The sequence below is a fragment of the Stutzerimonas sp. NM35 genome (genome assembly GCF_054604355.1).
Map to the genome: position 1 here is coordinate 807762 of NZ_CM137728.1, position 16428 is coordinate 824189.

Genomic DNA, 16428 nt, shown 5'->3' on the forward strand with positions numbered 1-16428 from the left:
GATTAGCCGAAGGCGTAATCCGGGTTTCCGAAGGCGTAATCCGGGTTTCGGAGGTGCAAGCCGGAACCTGCCGGCATCATCCGCCACTCCGCTCGTCGGGGCGGTGAAGCGTGACCCCACCTACCGCCTGTTCAGGTCTGCCGCCCACTCGGCCAGTGGCAGGCCGGGGTGCTGCTGCCAGATGCGTTGCCAGATCTGTTCAAGACGGTCGAGGTCGCCGCGCGCGGCTGGCAGTCTTTCGACATGGGGGATCAGCCGCCAGCCATCGCCGTTGCGCTCGGCCAATGCGAAGCGGAAGGGATGGAAGCCGGTCATGCCCAGCCGCAGATCCGTCACCAGAATCTGATCATTCACTTCGTCGTAACGCAGCACGCCATCGCTGAACCAGTGCAGGCGGGCATGCTGCGGCGAGTCGGCAAGCAGGCTGGTGAGTCCCGCTCCACGGGGCAGGCGTACCAGCTGCGGCGGGCTGTAGTCGAACCAGCTCACCAGGGTTTCGTAGTAGTCGTCACCGTCCACCACGATGGCGCGCCACAGCAGGCTGTTGAAGGGTGTCGGCGTGATGAATATCCGTTCAGCCTGGATGCTCGTGCCGGACAGGGCCGTTTCCAGCCGATTCTCCGTCATCTGTTTGCCGGCCAGGGTAAAGGCCAGGTACAGAGATGACAGCAGCAGGGCGAGCGCCGGCCAGCGCGGGGTGCGTCCCTGCAAGCCGAGGATCGTCCCGGCCAGTACCGCCAAAAGAAGGGGCACGCTATACAGCGGGTCGATGATGAACACGCTGGACCAGGCAACGGGCGCCGTCTGCAAGGGCCAGAAGAGCTGGGTGCCGTAGCTGGTGAAGGCGTCCAGCGTCACATGGGTGATCAGCACCAGCCAGAGGGTGAAGAACAGGCGCATGCCCGAATAGTCCGGGTTGGGCCGGAATCGTCTTACCAGCCAGGTCAGCCCCACGGCCACCAGGCTGAGGACGAACAGCGAATGGCTGAAGCCACGGTGATAGGTCATGTTGGCCACGGCATCGCCAAAGTCGATCACCACATCGAGATCGGGCAGGGTGCCGAGCATGGCGCCATACAGCAGCGCCTTGCGACCCTGCCAGCGACCGAGCAGGGAGGCCTGTACACTGGCGCCCAGCAGGGCCTGAGTAATCGAATCCATGGGACTGTCCGTTGCAGCGGGAAGGTAACCTTAACAGGCTGTTGAAAAACTAGCTGCGTTGGCAATACGTCGTTAAAAACAGCCTCAGAATGCTCATATAGAACACCTAAACTCCGCTTCTTCGGCTGTTTTTGCCTCGTCTTGCCTGCCTCGCCTACGTTTTTCCACGGTCTGTTAACCGAAGGCCGCGCGGGCAAGCAGCGCCAATTCATTTAGAAAGGTGTCCGGGTTGCTGCGGCGATGATGATTTATGAAGGCTTCGATGATCGAGATATCCAATACCGTGAATCTGTCCGACAGCGAGGTCGAACTGACCGCGATCCGCGCGCAAGGTGCCGGTGGGCAGAATGTCAACAAGGTCTCCAGCGCGGTGCACCTGCGCTTCGATATCAAGGGCTCGTCGCTGCCAGACTTCTACAAGGAACGGCTGCTGGCATTGCGCGACAGCCGTATCACCGCCGATGGCGTGATTATCCTCAAGGCGCAGCAGTATCGGACCCAGGAGCAGAACCGCGCCGATGCGCTGGAGCGCCTGGTCGAGCTGATTCGCAGCGCAGCGAAGGTCGAGAAGGCGCGACGCCCGACACGCCCGACCCTTGCCTCGAAAAAGCGCCGGCTGGAGGGCAAGAACAAACGGGGCGCGATCAAGGCAGGGCGGGGCAAGGTGGATTTCTGAGTTGCCCGCAGCCTCTTACGAGCCGCTGCGTTGCTCGGACTCGAGGTCAGGTGCAGGCTCTGGAAGCGGCATGTCGTCCAGCCCTTCTTCGCTGGCCGGCTCCACCGTGGGCAGCACTTCGGGCGCGTCGGGCATCAGTTCCATCACCGTGGGGCTGGTGCGTAGCATCGGCGTGAAATGGCCGTGGGGTTCGGTCACCAGATCCATGACCCGACGCGGTCGCCAGAACGAGTACAACGCCAGCACGCCCAGGCTTACGGCAAAGAACAGCGGCAATGCAATGGGGCCGGCCAGGTGCATCAGGCCACCGGCTGCCACCGGGCCAATGGCGGCGCCGAAGCCGTTGGCCAGCAAAAGGCCGCTGGAGCCCGAGAGAATTTCGTCCGGGTGCAGCTGGTCGACCATCTGTGCGACGGCTATCGAATAGATCGAGAAGGCCAGGCCACCCCAGATGAACATCAGCCCCAGCAGCAGCGGGCTGGCCGTCAGCGGGGCAATGACTAGGGCGAGCAACGCGGCGATGGCGACCACCCAGAGCATCACCACGCGCCGTTCATGCTTGTCGGAAAACAGCCCGATGGGCCATTGCAGCAGCGCGCCGCCAAGAATCGTCACGCTCATCAGCAGGCCGACCCCGGCTGCATCGAAGCCCACCTGGCTGGCGTAGACCGGCGCCAGGCCCCAGAAACCGCCCAGGGCCAGCCCTGAAATCCCGGCGCCCATCAGGGGCAAGGGCGCGATACGGGCCAGTTGCAGCAGGTCGGTGGGCGGCATTTCCGGCTGTACCGGTTGTGCCTGGCGGGTCAGGGTGATGGGCATCAGCGCGGCACAGATCAGGATGGATGACAGTGCGAACAGGGTGAACGCCATGGGGTTGTCGAGGCTCAGCAGCTGCTGCGCGGCGGCCAGCGCGCCGAGGTTGACGGCCATGTACAGGGCGAACACCTGGCCGCGCTTCTCGCCGCTGACCTGCGCGTTGAGCCAGCTCTCGATGACCATGTACAGCGTGACCAGCGCAACGCCATAGAGCAGTCGCAGCGCCAGCCACACCCAGGGGTTGACGATCAGTACGTGCAGCAGCACCACCACCGTCGCCACGCCCGCATAGAAGGCGAAGGTGCGGATATGCCCGATGCGGCGAATCAGTGAAGGCGCCAGCCAGGTACCGATGAGGAAACCGGCGAAATAGGCCGACATCAGCAGGCCGATCATGCCCGTGGAATAGCCTTCGGCGACCCCGCGCAGGGTCAGCAGGGTATTGAGCAGGCCGTGGCCGAGCAGAAGAAGGGCGACACCAGCGAGTAGTGAAGCGATGGGCGCGATTAAAGTCCTCATGACGAACAACCCTAGGCAAGTGAAACGATGATGGCAAGCTGAGAGTGCCGCGACGACCAGTGCCTTGCGTGTGCAGCCTGTTGAATTAAAAGGGGAAAATCGGAAGATTGGCCGGCATGTTGCGCTCCGGCGTTTCGCTGGTGTCTTCGGTTGGGCAACTCAGGCGCCGGAGGATTCCAACCAATTCGCTCCGATGTGTGGATGGCTCAGTGCGACGCGCAAGTCAGGGTGGCGATCAGCGCGCGCACCGTTCCGGGCAGCGCCTCCAGATCGCGCACCAGGATGCTGCGTTCACGCACGGCCCAGGGCTCGTCCAGCGCCACCGTGACCAGCTGCATGGTGCGGCTGTGGCGCAGGGCGGCGGATTCGGGGATCACGCCGATGCCGACGCCGGCCTCGATCATCCGGCACACGGCTTCGAAGCTGGAAACCTGGATGCGCAACGACAGATTGCCACCCAACCGCTCGACCTGATCGCGCAGGAAGCTCAACAGTGTGCTGCCTTCGTGCAGGCCGATGTGCTGGTAAGACAGGGTCTGGCGCAGGGTCACCTTCTTTTCCGTCGCCAGCGGATGCCCTACGGGCAGCGCCAGCAGCAGGCGGTCGGTGCTGAAGTGCAGGACCTGCAGGCCTTCGGCCTGCACCGGGCCGGCGATGATGCCCATGTCCGTGGAGCCATCCAGCACGCCACGGACGATGTCGCGGCTGAGCTTTTCCTGCAGGTCCACCGTGACGCCGGGGCGCTGGGCGAGGAAGCCGGCCAGCACCTCGGGGAGGAATTCGGTGACCGCCGTGGTGTTGGCGAAGATGCGGATATGCCCGGCATTGTCGGCACCGTATTCGGTGAACTCGCTTTTCAGGTAATCGACCTGGCGCATGATCAGCCGCGCGTGCTGCAACAACCGGCTGCCTGCGGGCGTCAGTTCCACGCCGCGACTGTCGCGGTACAGCAGGCGGCTGTCGAGCTGGCCCTCCAGCGCCTTGATCCGGGCGCTGGCGGCGGCTGGCGAAAGGTGCGCGCGCCGCGCGCCCTGGGTCAGGCTGGGGGATTCGGCGATATGGATGAACAGGCGCAGATCGGCCAGATCGAAATGCATGGTGGCGCTCGCAGGAAGAAATGGCGTTCAGGATAGCCGAACGCTGGTGTCGGTAAATACAAATTCACGGAACGCCGGCTTCGTTGCATCCTGCGGTAAAACAACACAGCGCGGACCCAAGCAATGACCGACTCTGCTTTGACTGCCTGGATCGGGCGTACCCAGGATGTTCACGATCAACTGAGCCGCAACCTGATCCAGCGTATCGCCGCTACTTTCGGCGAGCCTAATCCGGGGCATGGCGAACCACTGCCACCGCTGTGGCAGTGGTGCTTCTTCCAGGACACGGTGGCCGAGGCCGGTCTCGGTCAGGACGGGCATCCGGCGCGGGGCGGCTTCCTGCCACCGGCTGGCGAGCGCAACCGCATGTGGGCCGGCGGGCGTCTGGAATTCCACGAGCCGCTGAAAGTCGGCGGCGAAGCCAGCCGCACCACCACCATTCTCAATGTCGAGGAGAAGACCGGTCGCACGGGGGCGCTGCTGTTCGTCACCTTGCGCCACGACTACTCCCAGGACGGTCGCCTGGCCATCCGCGAGGAGCAGGACATCGTCTACCGCGAGCCGAGCCCGCCAAAGCTGTCCGGCAGCGAGCCGTTGCCGACCGGCGACTGGCGTGAGGCGGTGGAGCCTACCGCGACGCTGCTGTTCCGTTACTCGGCGGTCACCTTCAATGGTCACCGCATCCATTACGACTGGCCCTACGCCACCGGAACCGAAGGCTATCCGGGGCTGGTGGTGCATGGCCCGCTGATCGCCACGCTCAGCCTGCGCGCCTTCTGCCGCGCCAACCCCGACGCGCGCCTCAGGCGTTTCGCCTATCGCGGCGTGCGCCCGCTGATCGCGCCGCAGCCGTTCGAGGTTGGCGGGCGCATCGTCACGCCCGGCAAGGCCGAACTCTGGGCCGGCAATGCCGACGGCATCGCGCAGCAGGCCGAAGTGGAATTCGCCTGACACATCACTAGTTGTGGCGCGTGAGCGCACAACACCGACACGCATCGAGGAATCTGGATGAACCCGTACCAGAACGACGAATACAACGCCATCCGTGAAGGCGTGCGCGGCCTCTGCGTCGAGTTCCCCGCCGAATACTGGCGCAGGATCGACGAGGAGAAGGGCTTTCCCGAAGCCTTCGTCAGCGCGCTGACCGCAGCTGGCTGGCTGTCGGCGATGATCCCGGAAGAATACGGCGGCTCGGGCCTGGGTCTGGCCGAAGCCTCGATCATCCTCGAAGAGGTCAACCGCTGCGGCGGCAATTCCGGCACCGTGCACGGGCAGATGTACAACATGTTCACCCTGCTGCGTAACGGCAGCGAGGAGCAGAAGCGCTACTACCTGCCGAAACTGGCCAGCGGCGAGTTGCGCCTGCAATCGATGGGCGTGACCGAGCCGACCACCGGCACCGACACCACCAGGATCAAGACCACGGCGGTGAAGCAGGGCGACAAGTACATCATCAATGGCCAGAAGGTGTGGATCTCGCGTATCCAGCATTCGGACCTGATGATCCTGCTGGCGCGCACCACGCCGCTGGCCGAGGTGCAGCGCAAGGCCGACGGCATGTCGATCTTCCTGATCGATCTGCGCGAGGCCATCGGCAACGGCCTGACCGTGCAGCCGATCGCCAACATGGTCAACCACGAAACCAACGAGCTGTTCTTCGACAACCTGGAGATTCCGGCCAGCAGCCTGATCGGCGAAGAGGGCAAGGGGTTCCGTTACATCCTCGACGGCCTGAATGCCGAGCGTACCCTGATCGCCGCCGAGTGCATCGGCGATGGCCGCTGGTTCACGGAAAAATCCGCCCAGTACGCCCGCGACCGCGTGGTGTTCGGGCGTCCCATCGGGCAGAACCAGGGCGTGCAGTTCCCCATCGCCGAGTCGCATATAGAGCTGGAAGCGGCGGATCTCATGCGCTGGCGCGCCTGCGAGGAATACGACGCCGGTCGCAACGCCGGGGCGGCGGCCAACATGGCCAAGTACCTGGCGGCCAAGGCGTCCTGGGAGGCGGCCAACGCCTGCCTGCAGACCCACGGCGGCTTCGGTTTTGCCAACGAATACGACGTCGAGCGCAAATTCCGCGAGACGCGGCTGTACCAGGTGGCGCCGATCTCCACCAACCTGATCCTGTCCTACGTGGCCGAGCATCTGTTGGAGCTGCCGCGTTCTTTTTAATCATCGGTGGGCTGAAATCCATCCTGTAGGAGCGGGCCTTGCCTGCGAAGGAGGCTCGTCCCTCCGAGCGGGAATATTTCGCGGGCAAGGCCCACTCCTACGAAAATCATTCGATACTGGAGCCGACCGCATGAGCCAGCACACCCAGGCGCTGACCGGATTTCTCGCCGGGCTCGCTTACGAGCAGATTCCCGACGCGGTGCTCGCCCGCACCGAAGACCTGTTTCTCGACTGGCTCGGCTCCGCGCTGGCCAGCGCCGGCTCGCACCCGATCCCGTTGTTCGAACGCTATGCGCAGCGCATGGGGCCGGCAGAAGGGTCGGCGCGCATCTTCGTCAATGGCAAGAGCAGCAGTGCCTATTTCGCCGCGCTGGTGAACGGCGCCAGCTCGCATCTGGTGGAGCAGGACGACCTGCACAACAGCTCGGTGCTGCACCCGGCCACCGTGGTTTTTCCGGCGGCGCTGGCGGCGGCGCAGGATCTGGGCAAGTCCGGTCGCGACCTGCTCGTCGCTGCGGTCGCCGGTTATGAGGCGGGCATTCGCATCGGCGAATTCCTCGGTCGTTCGCATTACCGCATCTTCCACACCACCGCGACCGTCGGCACCCTGGCCGCCGCCGTGGCGGTGGGCAAGCTGATGGATTTCGACCAGCAGCAGTTCACCCATCTATTGGGCAGTGCCGGCACCCAGGCCGCCGGGCTCTGGGAATTCCTCCGCGACGCCGCCGACTCCAAGCAGCTGCACACCGCCAAGGCCGCCGCCGACGGCCTGCTCGCGGCCTACCTGACCGCAGACGGCCTGAGTGGCGCGCAGAACATTCTCGAAGGCGAGCAGGGCATGGCTGCCGGGATGTCCAATGATGCCGATCCGACCAGGCTTTCCGACCGTCTCGGCAGCCGCTGGGCGCTGGCCGAGACCTCGTTCAAGTTCCATGCTTCCTGTCGCCACACCCATCCGGCTGCCGATGCGCTGCTGGGGCTGATGCAGCGTGAAGGGCTCAAGGCTGATGAGATCGTCAGCGTCACCACCCGCGTGCATCAGGGCGCCATCGACGTGCTGGGCCGCGTGGTGGTGCCGCAGACCGTGCACCAGGCGAAGTTTTCCATGGGTACGGTGCTGGGCCTGATCGCCCTCTACGGCAAGGCCGGGCTGAGCGAATTCCATAGCCATGCGCTGAGCGATCCACGTGTCGGGCTGTTTCGCGAGAAGGTGAGCATGCTGCTCGATCCCGAGGTCGACGGCGCCTATCCGGCGCGCTGGCTGGGCAGGGTAGAAGTGACCACCACGGATGGACGCATCCTGCACGGTGCCATCGACGAACCCAAGGGCGATCCGGGCAACACCCTGAGCCGCGCCGAGCTGGAAGACAAGTTTCGCCGGCTGCTGCAGTTCTCCGGGGCGCGCGGCGCGGATGAGGCGGGCGTGTTGATCGACAAGGTCTGGCGGCTGCGCGAGATGAGCCAATTGAACGACCTGGCGTAGGGTGGATGACGGCGAAGCCTCATCCATCGTTATGCACGGGCGCCGCAGGGAATTGAACAAACGCGTGGAAATGGCTTCGCCGATTTCCACCCTACGAATTTGCAGGAGCCGGATATGAATGACACGACCGCCAAGCCCCGCCCGCTGGACGGCATCACCGTGGTCAGCCTCGAACACGCCATCGCCGCGCCGTTCTGCACCCGGCAGCTGGCCGATCTCGGCGCCCGCGTGATCAAGGTCGAGCGGCCTGGCTCCGGCGATTTCGCCCGGGGCTATGACGAGCGCGTCGATGGCCTGGCCTCGCATTTCGTCTGGACCAACCGCTCCAAGGAAAGCCTGACCCTGGACGTCAAGCAGGACGCCGCCGCGCAGGTGCTCGACCAGTTGCTGGCCAGGGCCGACGTGCTGGTGCAGAACCTCGCGCCCGGCGCTGCCGCGCGCATGGGGTTGTCCTTCGAGGTGTTGCACGAACGCTTCCCGCGGCTGATCGTCTGCGACATCTCCGGTTACGGCGAAGGCGGGCCTTACGAGCAGCAGAAGGCCTACGACCTGCTGATCCAGTCCGAGGGCGGCTTTCTCTCCGTCACCGGCGGGCCGGGCGAGAGCGAAATGGCCAAGGCCGGTTGCTCCATCGCCGATATCGCCGCCGGTATGTACGCCTACACCGGCGTGCTCTCGGCGCTGATGCTGCGGGGCAAGACCGGCGTCGGCAGCCGTATCGACGTGTCCATGCTGGAGAGTCTGGTGGAATGGATGGGCTACCCGCTGTACTACGCCTACCAGGGCGCCACGCCGCCGCCGCGCGCCGGCGCCGCTCACGCCACCATCTATCCCTACGGGCCGTTCCCCACCGGTGACGGCGGCACGGTGATGCTCGGCCTGCAGAACGAGCGCGAATGGCTGCTGTTCTGCGAAAAAGTGCTGCTACAGCCGGAGCTGGCGCAGGACGAACGCTTCTCGGCGAACTTCAAGCGCTCGGAAAACCGTGCTGAATTGCGGGCGATCATCGTCGAATCCTTCTCCAGGCTGAGCGCCGAAGAGGTGATCGTCCGCCTGGATAACGCATCGATCGCCAACGCCCACGTCAACGACATGGCCGGCGTCTGGGCGCATCCGCAGCTTCGGGCACGCCAGCGCTGGAGCGAGGTGGACAGCCCGTCCGGCAAACTGCCCGCGTTGCTGCCGCCGGCTGGCAACAGCGCTTTCACGCCGCGCATGGAGCCGATTCCCGCACTGGGCCAGCATACCGATGCGCTGCTGGCGGAGCTGGGCTATACCTCGGGCGATATTCAGCGGATGCACGAGCAGGGCGCGGTGTAACCTGCCTGACAAACGAACAATGGAAGGACACTTATATGAATCCAGGCACCCTCCGCAGCGCACTCTTCGTTCCCGCCACCCGCCCGGAGCGGATTCCCAAGGCACTGGCCAGCGGCGCCGACGCGGTGATCGTCGATCTGGAAGACGCCGTGGCGCAGGACCTCAAGGCCGAGGCGCGGGACAACCTCGATGCTTTCCTTGCAAGCCATCCCGAGGCTCGTGTGCTGGTGCGCATCAACGCCCCCGGCCATGAACAGCAGGCGGCGGATATCGCCCTCTGCGCGCAGCATGCCGGGGTGATCGGCGTTCTGCTGCCCAAGGTTGAAAGCGTGGCTCAGGTGAAGGCCGTCGCGGCTTGCGGAAAGCCGCTGTGGCCCATCGTCGAAAGCGCGCGCGGGCTTGCCGCGCTGGGCGAGATCGCGGCGGCTGAAGGTGTCGAGCGGTTGTCCTTCGGCGTGCTGGACCTGGGCCTCGACCTGGGACTTTCCAGCGGCAGCGCGGCAGCCGAGCGCATGCTCGATCAGGCGCGCTATGCACTGCTGCTGCAGTCACGACTGGCCGGGCTGGCGCCGCCGCTGGAAAGTATTTTCCCCGATATCAAGGACCTGCACGGCCTCGCCGAAGCCACGGCGAATGCGCGTGACATGGGCTTTGGCGGCCTGCTGTGCATTCATCCCAGCCAGGTCGCCGTGGTGCATGAAACGCTGATGCCCAGCGCTGAAGAGCTGGCCTGGGCGCAACGTATCCTCGCTGCCGGCGCGTCCGGTGATGGAGTCTTCGTGGTGGATGGACAGATGGTCGACGCGCCTGTCGTCGGTCGTGCCCGTCGTCTGTTGCAGCGCGCCGGGCAGGCAACCTGAAGTAGCTGGCTCGTCAGATGATCCCCCGCGCGCGCAGGCCCTGGCGTTGTTCGTCGCTGAGGCCGAGGCCGGCGAGGATGTCGTCGGTGTGCTCGCCCAGCTGCGGGCCACCCTGGCCGATGCGTCCCGGCGTGCGCGAGAGCTTGGGCAGCACGCCGGGTACTTTCAGCGGGCCGGCGAAGGTCTCGACCTGCTCGATCATCCGCCGCGCCAGATAGTGCGGGTCCGCGACGATATCGGCGGCGGTATAGGGATAACCCGCCGGCACGCGGGCACCCTTGAGCGCCTCGATCACTTCGTCGCGGCTGTGCCGCGCCGTCCACTCGCCGATGGCGGCGTCGATCAGCTCGGCGTGCCGTGCGCGGCCATCGTTATGCGCGAAGCGCGGATCGTCGGCCAGGTCCTGGCGGCCCATCAGCGTCATCAGGCGTTTGTAGATGCTGTCGCCATTGCCGGCGATCAGTACCCAGGTGCCGTCATTGCACGGGTAGGAATTGGATGGCGTGATACCCGGCAGGGCGCTGCCCGCCGGTTCGCGCACGTAGCCGAAGGCGTCGTATTCGGGCACCAGGCTTTCCATCATGGCGAATACCGATTCGTACAGCGCCACGTCGATCTCCTGGCCCAGGCCGCTGCGGTTGCGCTCCTGCAGGGCGAGCAGCACGCCGATCACGCCGTACAGTGAGGACAGCGAATCGCCGATGCTGACGCCGACGCGCACCGGTGGCTGGCCCGGATAACCGGAGAGGTGTCGCAGGCCGCCCATGGCTTCGCCGATCACGCCGAAGCCTGGCAGGTCGCGGTAGGGGCCGGTCTGGCCGTAGCCGGAGATGCGCAGCATGATCAGGCGCGGGTTGAGCTGCGACAGTGCGTCCCAGCCCAGGCCCCATTCCTCCAGCGTGCCGGGGCGGAAGTTTTCCACCACCACGTCGGCCTCGGCTACCAGCTTGCGCACGATGTCCTGGGCTTCGGACTCTCTGAGATCGAGGGTGAGCGAGTGTTTGTTGCGCGACTGCACATGCCACCAGAGCGAGGTGCCGTCCTTGAGCTTGCGCCATTTGCGTAGCGGGTCGCCGCCGCCCGGCGGTTCGATCTTGATCACCTCGGCACCGAATTCGCCCAGCAGCTTGCTGGCGAAGGGACCGGCGATCAGCTGGCCCATTTCAATGACCCTGATGCCGTGCAGGGGCAGGGCGTTGCCGCGTTGTTCCATGCTTGCGATACCTGTGTGCCGTCGTTCGGGGCGAGCATGACCGAGCGCCACCGGGCAGGGCAACTCAACCGTGCTCAGGCAGCGGTCTATGCTTGGGGAAACGCAGGGTGGCCGTGATGGAACGCATCCACCCCGGTAGGGATCAAACCCAATGTCTGCCAGGCGCGTGGATGGGAACAGGGTTTCGCCTGCGAGACAGGAGTGACAACTGATGCCATGACACACATGAGGTAATTGCCCATGAGCGCTGCGTCCCTGTATCCCGTGCGGCCCGAAGTGGCGGCGCGGTCGCTGACCGACGAGGCCGAATACAAGGCCCTGTACCAGCAATCGGTGGTGAACCCGGATGGCTTCTGGCGCGAACAGGCGGCGCGTCTGGACTGGATCAGACCTTTCACCAGGGTCAAGCAGACCTCCTTCGACGATCATCATGTGGACATCAAGTGGTTCGCCGACGGCACGTTGAACGTATCGGCCAACTGCCTGGACCGCCACCTGGAGGCGCGCGGCGATGCCGTGGCGATCATCTGGGAAGGTGATGATCCCTCCGAATGCCGGCAGATCACCTACCGCGAACTGCACCGGGAAGTCAGCAAGTTCGCCAACGCCCTGCGTGGTCAGGATGTGCATCGCGGCGACGTGGTGACCATTTACATGCCGATGATTCCCGAAGCGGCGGTGGCCATGCTGGCCTGCGCGCGCATCGGCGCGATCCATTCGGTGGTGTTCGGCGGCTTTTCGCCCGAGGCGCTGGCGGGGCGCATCATCGATGGCGACTCCAAGGTGGTGATCACCGCCGACGAAGGCATGCGCGGCGGCAAGGCCGTGCCGTTGAAGGCCAATGTCGACGATGCGCTGACCAACCCCAGAACCCGCTGCGTGCAGAAGATCATCGTGGTGCGGCGCACCGGTGGCGAGATCAAGTGGAACCCGCATCGCGACGTCTGGTATCACGAACTGATGCATGTGGCCGGCGATGTCTGCGCGCCGAAGGAAATGGGCGCCGAGGAGCCGCTGTTCATCCTCTATACCTCCGGCTCCACCGGCAGACCGAAAGGCGTGCTGCACACCTCGGGCGGTTATCTGCTGTACGCCGCGCTGACCCATGAACGGGTCTTCGATTATCGCCCCGGTGAAATCTACTGGTGTACCGCCGACGTCGGCTGGATCACCGGGCACAGCTATATCATCTATGGTCCGCTGGCCAACGGCGCGACCACGCTGATGTACGAGGGCGTGCCGAATCATCCCGATGTGGCGCGCATTGCCCGGATCATCGACAAGCATCAGGTGAACATCCTCTACACCGCACCCACGGCGATTCGCGCGATGATGGCCGAAGGCGCCGCGGCGGTGGCGGGCGCGGATGGCTCAAGCCTGCGCCTGCTCGGCAGCGTGGGCGAGCCGATCAATCCCGAGGCCTGGCACTGGTACTACGAGACGGTGGGCAAGTCACGCTGCCCCATCGTCGATACCTGGTGGCAGACCGAGACGGGCGGCATCCTGATCAGCCCCTTGCCCGGCGCCACCGCGCTGAAACCGGGCTCGGCGACGCGACCCTTCTTCGGCGTGGTGCCTGGCCTGGTGGACAACCTCGGCAACCTGCTCGAAGGCGCCATCGAAGGCAATCTGGTGATTCTCGATTCCTGGCCGGGGCAGATGCGCAGCCTCTATCGCGACCACGACCGCTTCGTCGATACCTACTTCAAGACCTTTCGCGGCATGTATTTCACCGGCGATGGCGCGCGCCGCGACGAGGACGGCTACTACTGGATCACCGGGCGCGTGGATGATGTGCTCAATGTCTCCGGGCACCGCATGGGCACGGCGGAAATCGAAAGCGCGCTGGTCGCCCACCGCAAGGTCGCCGAGGCGGCGGTGGTCGGCGTGCCGCATCCGGTGAAGGGGCAGGGTATCCATGTCTACGTCACCCTCGTCCACGGCGAGGAGCCGAGCGATCAGTTGCGTCAGGAACTGCAGCAATGGGTGCGCAAGGAGATCGGCCCGATCGCCGTGCCGGATACCCTCCAGTGGGCGAGCGGATTGCCCAAGACGCGCTCGGGAAAGATCATGCGGCGCATCCTGCGCAAGATCGCCACGGATGAATTCGACACCCTGGGCGACTTGTCCACGCTGGCCGATCCGGGCGTGGTGCAGCAATTGATCGATACCCACGTGGCGATGCGGAAAAACTGATCAGGGCGGGGCGGCGACCTGTTTCGGTCGCCGCCCCGCAGGTTCCGATCAGGGGGCTGGCGCTGATGGCTGTGGGGTTGCCGTCTGCTCCTCTGGTGCTCGGGCAACCAGCATTTCCGGCAGATTGCCGCCGATGAACTCCACCTGGCGGATGGGGAAGGCGAAGTCCACTTCCAGCTCGTGTATACCTTCGAGCAGACCGAGATTGATCGCTTCCTGAACATCCATGTACTTGTTGTAGTCGGCAGTCTGCATGATGTAGACGACCTCGAAGGTCAGCTGGCTGTTGTCGAATGAGAAGAAATGCGCCCGATCGAACTTGGCCAGCTCGATGCCCTCGATGATCCGGCGAACCAGTTGGCTGACTTCGCGCAGCTTGCTCGCGGTCGTCTTGTAGCTGATGCCGAACTTGAAGACGATCCGCCGCGTATCCATGCGCTTGTAGTTGTGGATCGTCTGCGCAAGCAGGTCGGCGTTGGAGCACACCACCTGCTCGCCACTCAGGCTGCGGATGCGGGTGGTCTTCAGGCCGATGTGCTCGATGTTACCGGCGATATCGCCGAAGACCACGAAGTCGCCGATCTCGAACGGCTTGTCGATGCCGATGGAGAGCGAGGCGAAGACGTCGCTGAGCAATGTCTGCACCGCCAGCGCAATGGCGATACCACCCACGCCCAGGCTGGCCACCATCGCGGTGATGTCCACGCCGAGGTTGGCGAGGACCGACAGCAGCATCATCGTCCAGACGACGAGGCGCAACATGATGCCGATGATGGTGGTGGTTACCGGATTGCGCGCCTTGCCATCGCGCGTCAGGCTGTCCATCCACAGATGGACAGCCGTGTCGAGCCAGAGCGCGATCTGGAACGCCAGTGCGATGAACCAGCCATGGGACATGGCCGATTCCCAACGGTCGGGCAGCTCCGCGAACTTCAGGCCGATCAGCAGCGACATCGCGATGAGCAGCAGTTGGCTGGTGCGGCTGAGCATTTCCGCGACCATGCCGGCGAAGCCGCTGGGCGATCCCTTGCTCAATTTGCGCAGGCGATTGGTGACAATCTTGAGGGCGGTTTGCAGCACCAGATAGCTGACGAAGGTGGCAACCGCGACTATGGCAATGTTGATCCACAGGGTTTCGTTCAGCATCGCATCCCAATTCATCACTCAACTCCTACGACGACGCGGCCAGGCGCCAGGCAAAGGCTACTTTTTCAGTAGCCTTTGCCACGCATTAGTTCCGTGCCGATGGCTCCGTGCTGGCAGGGAGACGCAGGAAGTGGCGTGGATGTCCGCTTTTCAGGACGCTTTCAGCGGGAGGGGACGAGTTCGCGCAATTGCTCATAACCGCCGGCATTGATGACCTGGGTGTAGCCCAGCTCCTGCAGCAGATCTTGGGCGGCTGACGAGCGTCGACCGCTACGGCAGTAGAGCACGATGGAGGCATTCTTGTCGGGCGCTACACGGGCGATGCGCTCGGCAAGTTCCGGGGTTTCGATCCGCAATGAGCCGGGGAGGGCACCCTGGGCGTATTCCGGTGCCGTGCGCACATCGATCAGAAGGGTGTCGGGATTCTGCAAGGCGGCAAGCGCCGCCGGACGGTCGATTTCACCAGCCATCGTGGCGCCGGCCAAAGTCATGAGCAGTGCGAACAATCTGTACATGGGGTTCCTCTCGGTTCGCCTCGTGGCTGGCGCTCAACTGACCAGGCGGTTCAGGTTCGGCAGGATCAGAATGATAGTAATGGCAATCAGGATCAGCGTCGCCTGTTTGAATTTCTTCTGCTTGAACATGCTGGCGCCCTTTTTATTGTTATTGCAGCGGTGGTCTTCGATCAGCCTTTCCTGTCAAAGCGGCTGGGCCTCGCGAAACGCCCTGACTTCAGAAAGCAAGCAATTTGCAGACCAGTGCACGCGAAGCAGCCAGTAATGCGTCAGGCCTACCGGTAGCCCGCAGGCTATATGCCTTGCCGGCGACGACTTGGGATTGCCTCGGGAGCGCCGCCGCCGCGATTCGCCGGGCGGCGGGTGGAAACGGAACAATGAGGGTAACGGCGAAGCGGCGTGCATGCCGGGACGAGGGAGGCATCGGTGGCTCCTCAGGCCATCAATCCTTGTTCGGTAGCAGGAAGTTGCCAGGCCCCTGGTTTTCCAGGGTCGGCACCTGGGCGTCGTCCTTGAGGTCGACCCCGGAGAGCTGCCGCCGGCAGGCTTCGCGCATCAGGTACATCAGGCGGAAGGTGGCCATGCCGTAGCTAAGGCCTTCCAGGCGCACATTGGAAATGCAGTTGCGATAGGCATCGTTGAGGCCGACGCGGGGCGCCCAGGTGAAGTACAGGCCGAGGCTGTCGGGCGAACTGAGGCCGGGACGCTCGCCGATCAGGATCACCGTCATCTTCGCCCCCAGCCGCTCGCCCACTTCGTCGGCCACCGCCACCCGGCCCTGTTCCACCAGCGTGATCGGGGCCAGTGACCAGCCTTCGGCGGTCACCTGTTCGAGCAGACGTTTGAGAAAGGGCAGGCTGTGGCGGCTGACTGCCAGTGACGAGAGGCCGTCGGCGATGACGAGGGCCAGGTCATGGCCGCCGCCGTGCTGCTTGACGTATTCATCCAGTTGGGCGGCGGATTCATCATCCAGGCGCCGTCCCAGATCAGGACGCTGCAGGTAGGTATGGCGGTCGCTGGCGGCGCTGTGCAGCAGCAGCGAGTGGTGACCGAGGTTGTGCAGTTCTTCGCGCAGACCGGCAGGGTCGAACGGCAGGTGCACGGCGTCGCGGGCCTGGGCATGGGCGAACTGGAAGTCGAGCTGGGCGCGAGTCGGCAGGCTGGTGCCGGCACGACCCAGGGCGATGCGCGCCGGGGTCAGCTGGCGCAGCTGCTGCCAGGGGTTCTCGGTGGTGGGGGCGTGGTCGGACATGC

Annotated in this window: 14 protein-coding genes; 7 read left to right on the top strand and 7 right to left on the bottom strand. The window is 64.6% G+C overall.

Translation table 11 applies throughout. The features are described from left to right. Positions 1–120: 120 nt before the first annotated feature. Positions 121–1161, bottom strand: coding sequence for a metal-dependent hydrolase (locus ACYCFC_RS03915; RefSeq protein ID WP_459653168.1), 1041 nt, complete (start codon positions 1159–1161; stop codon positions 121–123). 262 nt (positions 1162–1423) lie between these two features. On the opposite strand from ACYCFC_RS03915, the gene arfB reads away from it, so the two are divergent. Further along, positions 1424–1837, top strand: coding sequence for an alternative ribosome rescue aminoacyl-tRNA hydrolase ArfB (gene arfB, locus ACYCFC_RS03920; RefSeq protein WP_459653169.1), 414 nt, complete (start codon positions 1424–1426; stop codon positions 1835–1837). A 15-nt stretch (positions 1838–1852) separates the two neighbouring features. Here arfB and ACYCFC_RS03925 read toward each other — a convergent pair whose 3' ends face one another. Both ACYCFC_RS03925 and ACYCFC_RS03930 read right to left on the bottom strand, forming a co-directional pair. Continuing rightward, positions 1853–3172, bottom strand: a complete 1320-nt coding sequence (locus ACYCFC_RS03925) for an MFS transporter (protein WP_459653170.1) — start codon at positions 3170–3172, stop codon at positions 1853–1855. A 206-nt stretch (positions 3173–3378) separates the two neighbouring features. After that, positions 3379–4269 carry a LysR family transcriptional regulator gene (locus ACYCFC_RS03930; RefSeq protein ID WP_459653171.1) on the bottom strand — a complete coding sequence of 297 codons (891 nt, stop codon included), beginning with the start codon at positions 4267–4269 and terminating at the stop codon, positions 3379–3381. A gap of 123 nt (positions 4270–4392) precedes the next feature. Here ACYCFC_RS03930 and ACYCFC_RS03935 point away from each other — a divergent pair, with 123 nt between their 5' ends. From ACYCFC_RS03935 to ACYCFC_RS03955, 5 genes are all read left to right on the top strand, one after another. After that, a complete protein-coding gene (locus ACYCFC_RS03935; protein WP_459653172.1) occupies positions 4393–5220 on the top strand; it encodes an HTD2 family dehydratase in 828 nt (275 codons plus the stop codon). 57 nt (positions 5221–5277) lie between these two features. Further along, positions 5278–6441, top strand: coding sequence for an acyl-CoA dehydrogenase family protein (locus ACYCFC_RS03940; protein WP_459653173.1), 1164 nt, complete (start codon positions 5278–5280; stop codon positions 6439–6441). A gap of 130 nt (positions 6442–6571) precedes the next feature. Beyond that, complete coding sequence (locus tag ACYCFC_RS03945) at positions 6572–7924, top strand: MmgE/PrpD family protein (RefSeq protein ID WP_459653174.1); 1353 nt, start codon at positions 6572–6574, stop codon at positions 7922–7924. Positions 7925–8038: 114 nt separating this feature from the next. Beyond that, positions 8039–9244, top strand: coding sequence for a CaiB/BaiF CoA transferase family protein (locus ACYCFC_RS03950; protein ID WP_459653175.1), 1206 nt, complete (start codon positions 8039–8041; stop codon positions 9242–9244). 35 nt (positions 9245–9279) lie between these two features. Further along, positions 9280–10104, top strand: coding sequence for an HpcH/HpaI aldolase/citrate lyase family protein (locus tag ACYCFC_RS03955; RefSeq protein ID WP_459653176.1), 825 nt, complete (start codon positions 9280–9282; stop codon positions 10102–10104). A gap of 13 nt (positions 10105–10117) precedes the next feature. Here ACYCFC_RS03955 and ACYCFC_RS03960 read toward each other — a convergent pair whose 3' ends face one another. Continuing rightward, positions 10118–11317, bottom strand: coding sequence for a CaiB/BaiF CoA transferase family protein (locus ACYCFC_RS03960; RefSeq protein ID WP_459653177.1), 1200 nt, complete (start codon positions 11315–11317; stop codon positions 10118–10120). A 240-nt stretch (positions 11318–11557) separates the two neighbouring features. Between ACYCFC_RS03960 and acs the strand changes: the two genes are divergently transcribed. After that, complete coding sequence (acs, locus tag ACYCFC_RS03965; protein ID WP_459653178.1) at positions 11558–13513, top strand: acetate--CoA ligase; 1956 nt, start codon at positions 11558–11560, stop codon at positions 13511–13513. 48 nt (positions 13514–13561) lie between these two features. On the opposite strand, the gene ACYCFC_RS03970 is transcribed toward acs, so the two are convergent. The 3 genes from ACYCFC_RS03970 to eutC all read right to left on the bottom strand — a co-directional run bounded on the left by ACYCFC_RS03970 (position 13562) and on the right by eutC (position 16426). Then, on the bottom strand, positions 13562–14674 hold the full coding sequence (locus ACYCFC_RS03970) for a mechanosensitive ion channel family protein (protein WP_181083075.1): 1113 nt from the start codon (positions 14672–14674) through the stop codon (positions 13562–13564). 146 nt (positions 14675–14820) lie between these two features. Beyond that, positions 14821–15174, bottom strand: a complete 354-nt coding sequence (locus tag ACYCFC_RS03975; RefSeq protein ID WP_181083074.1) for a rhodanese-like domain-containing protein — start codon at positions 15172–15174, stop codon at positions 14821–14823. Positions 15175–15616: 442 nt separating this feature from the next. Continuing rightward, entirely contained in the window at positions 15617–16426 is an 810-nt protein-coding gene (gene eutC, locus ACYCFC_RS03980; protein WP_181083073.1) for an ethanolamine ammonia-lyase subunit EutC, read from the bottom strand. Between the last annotated feature and the right edge of the window lie 2 nt (positions 16427–16428).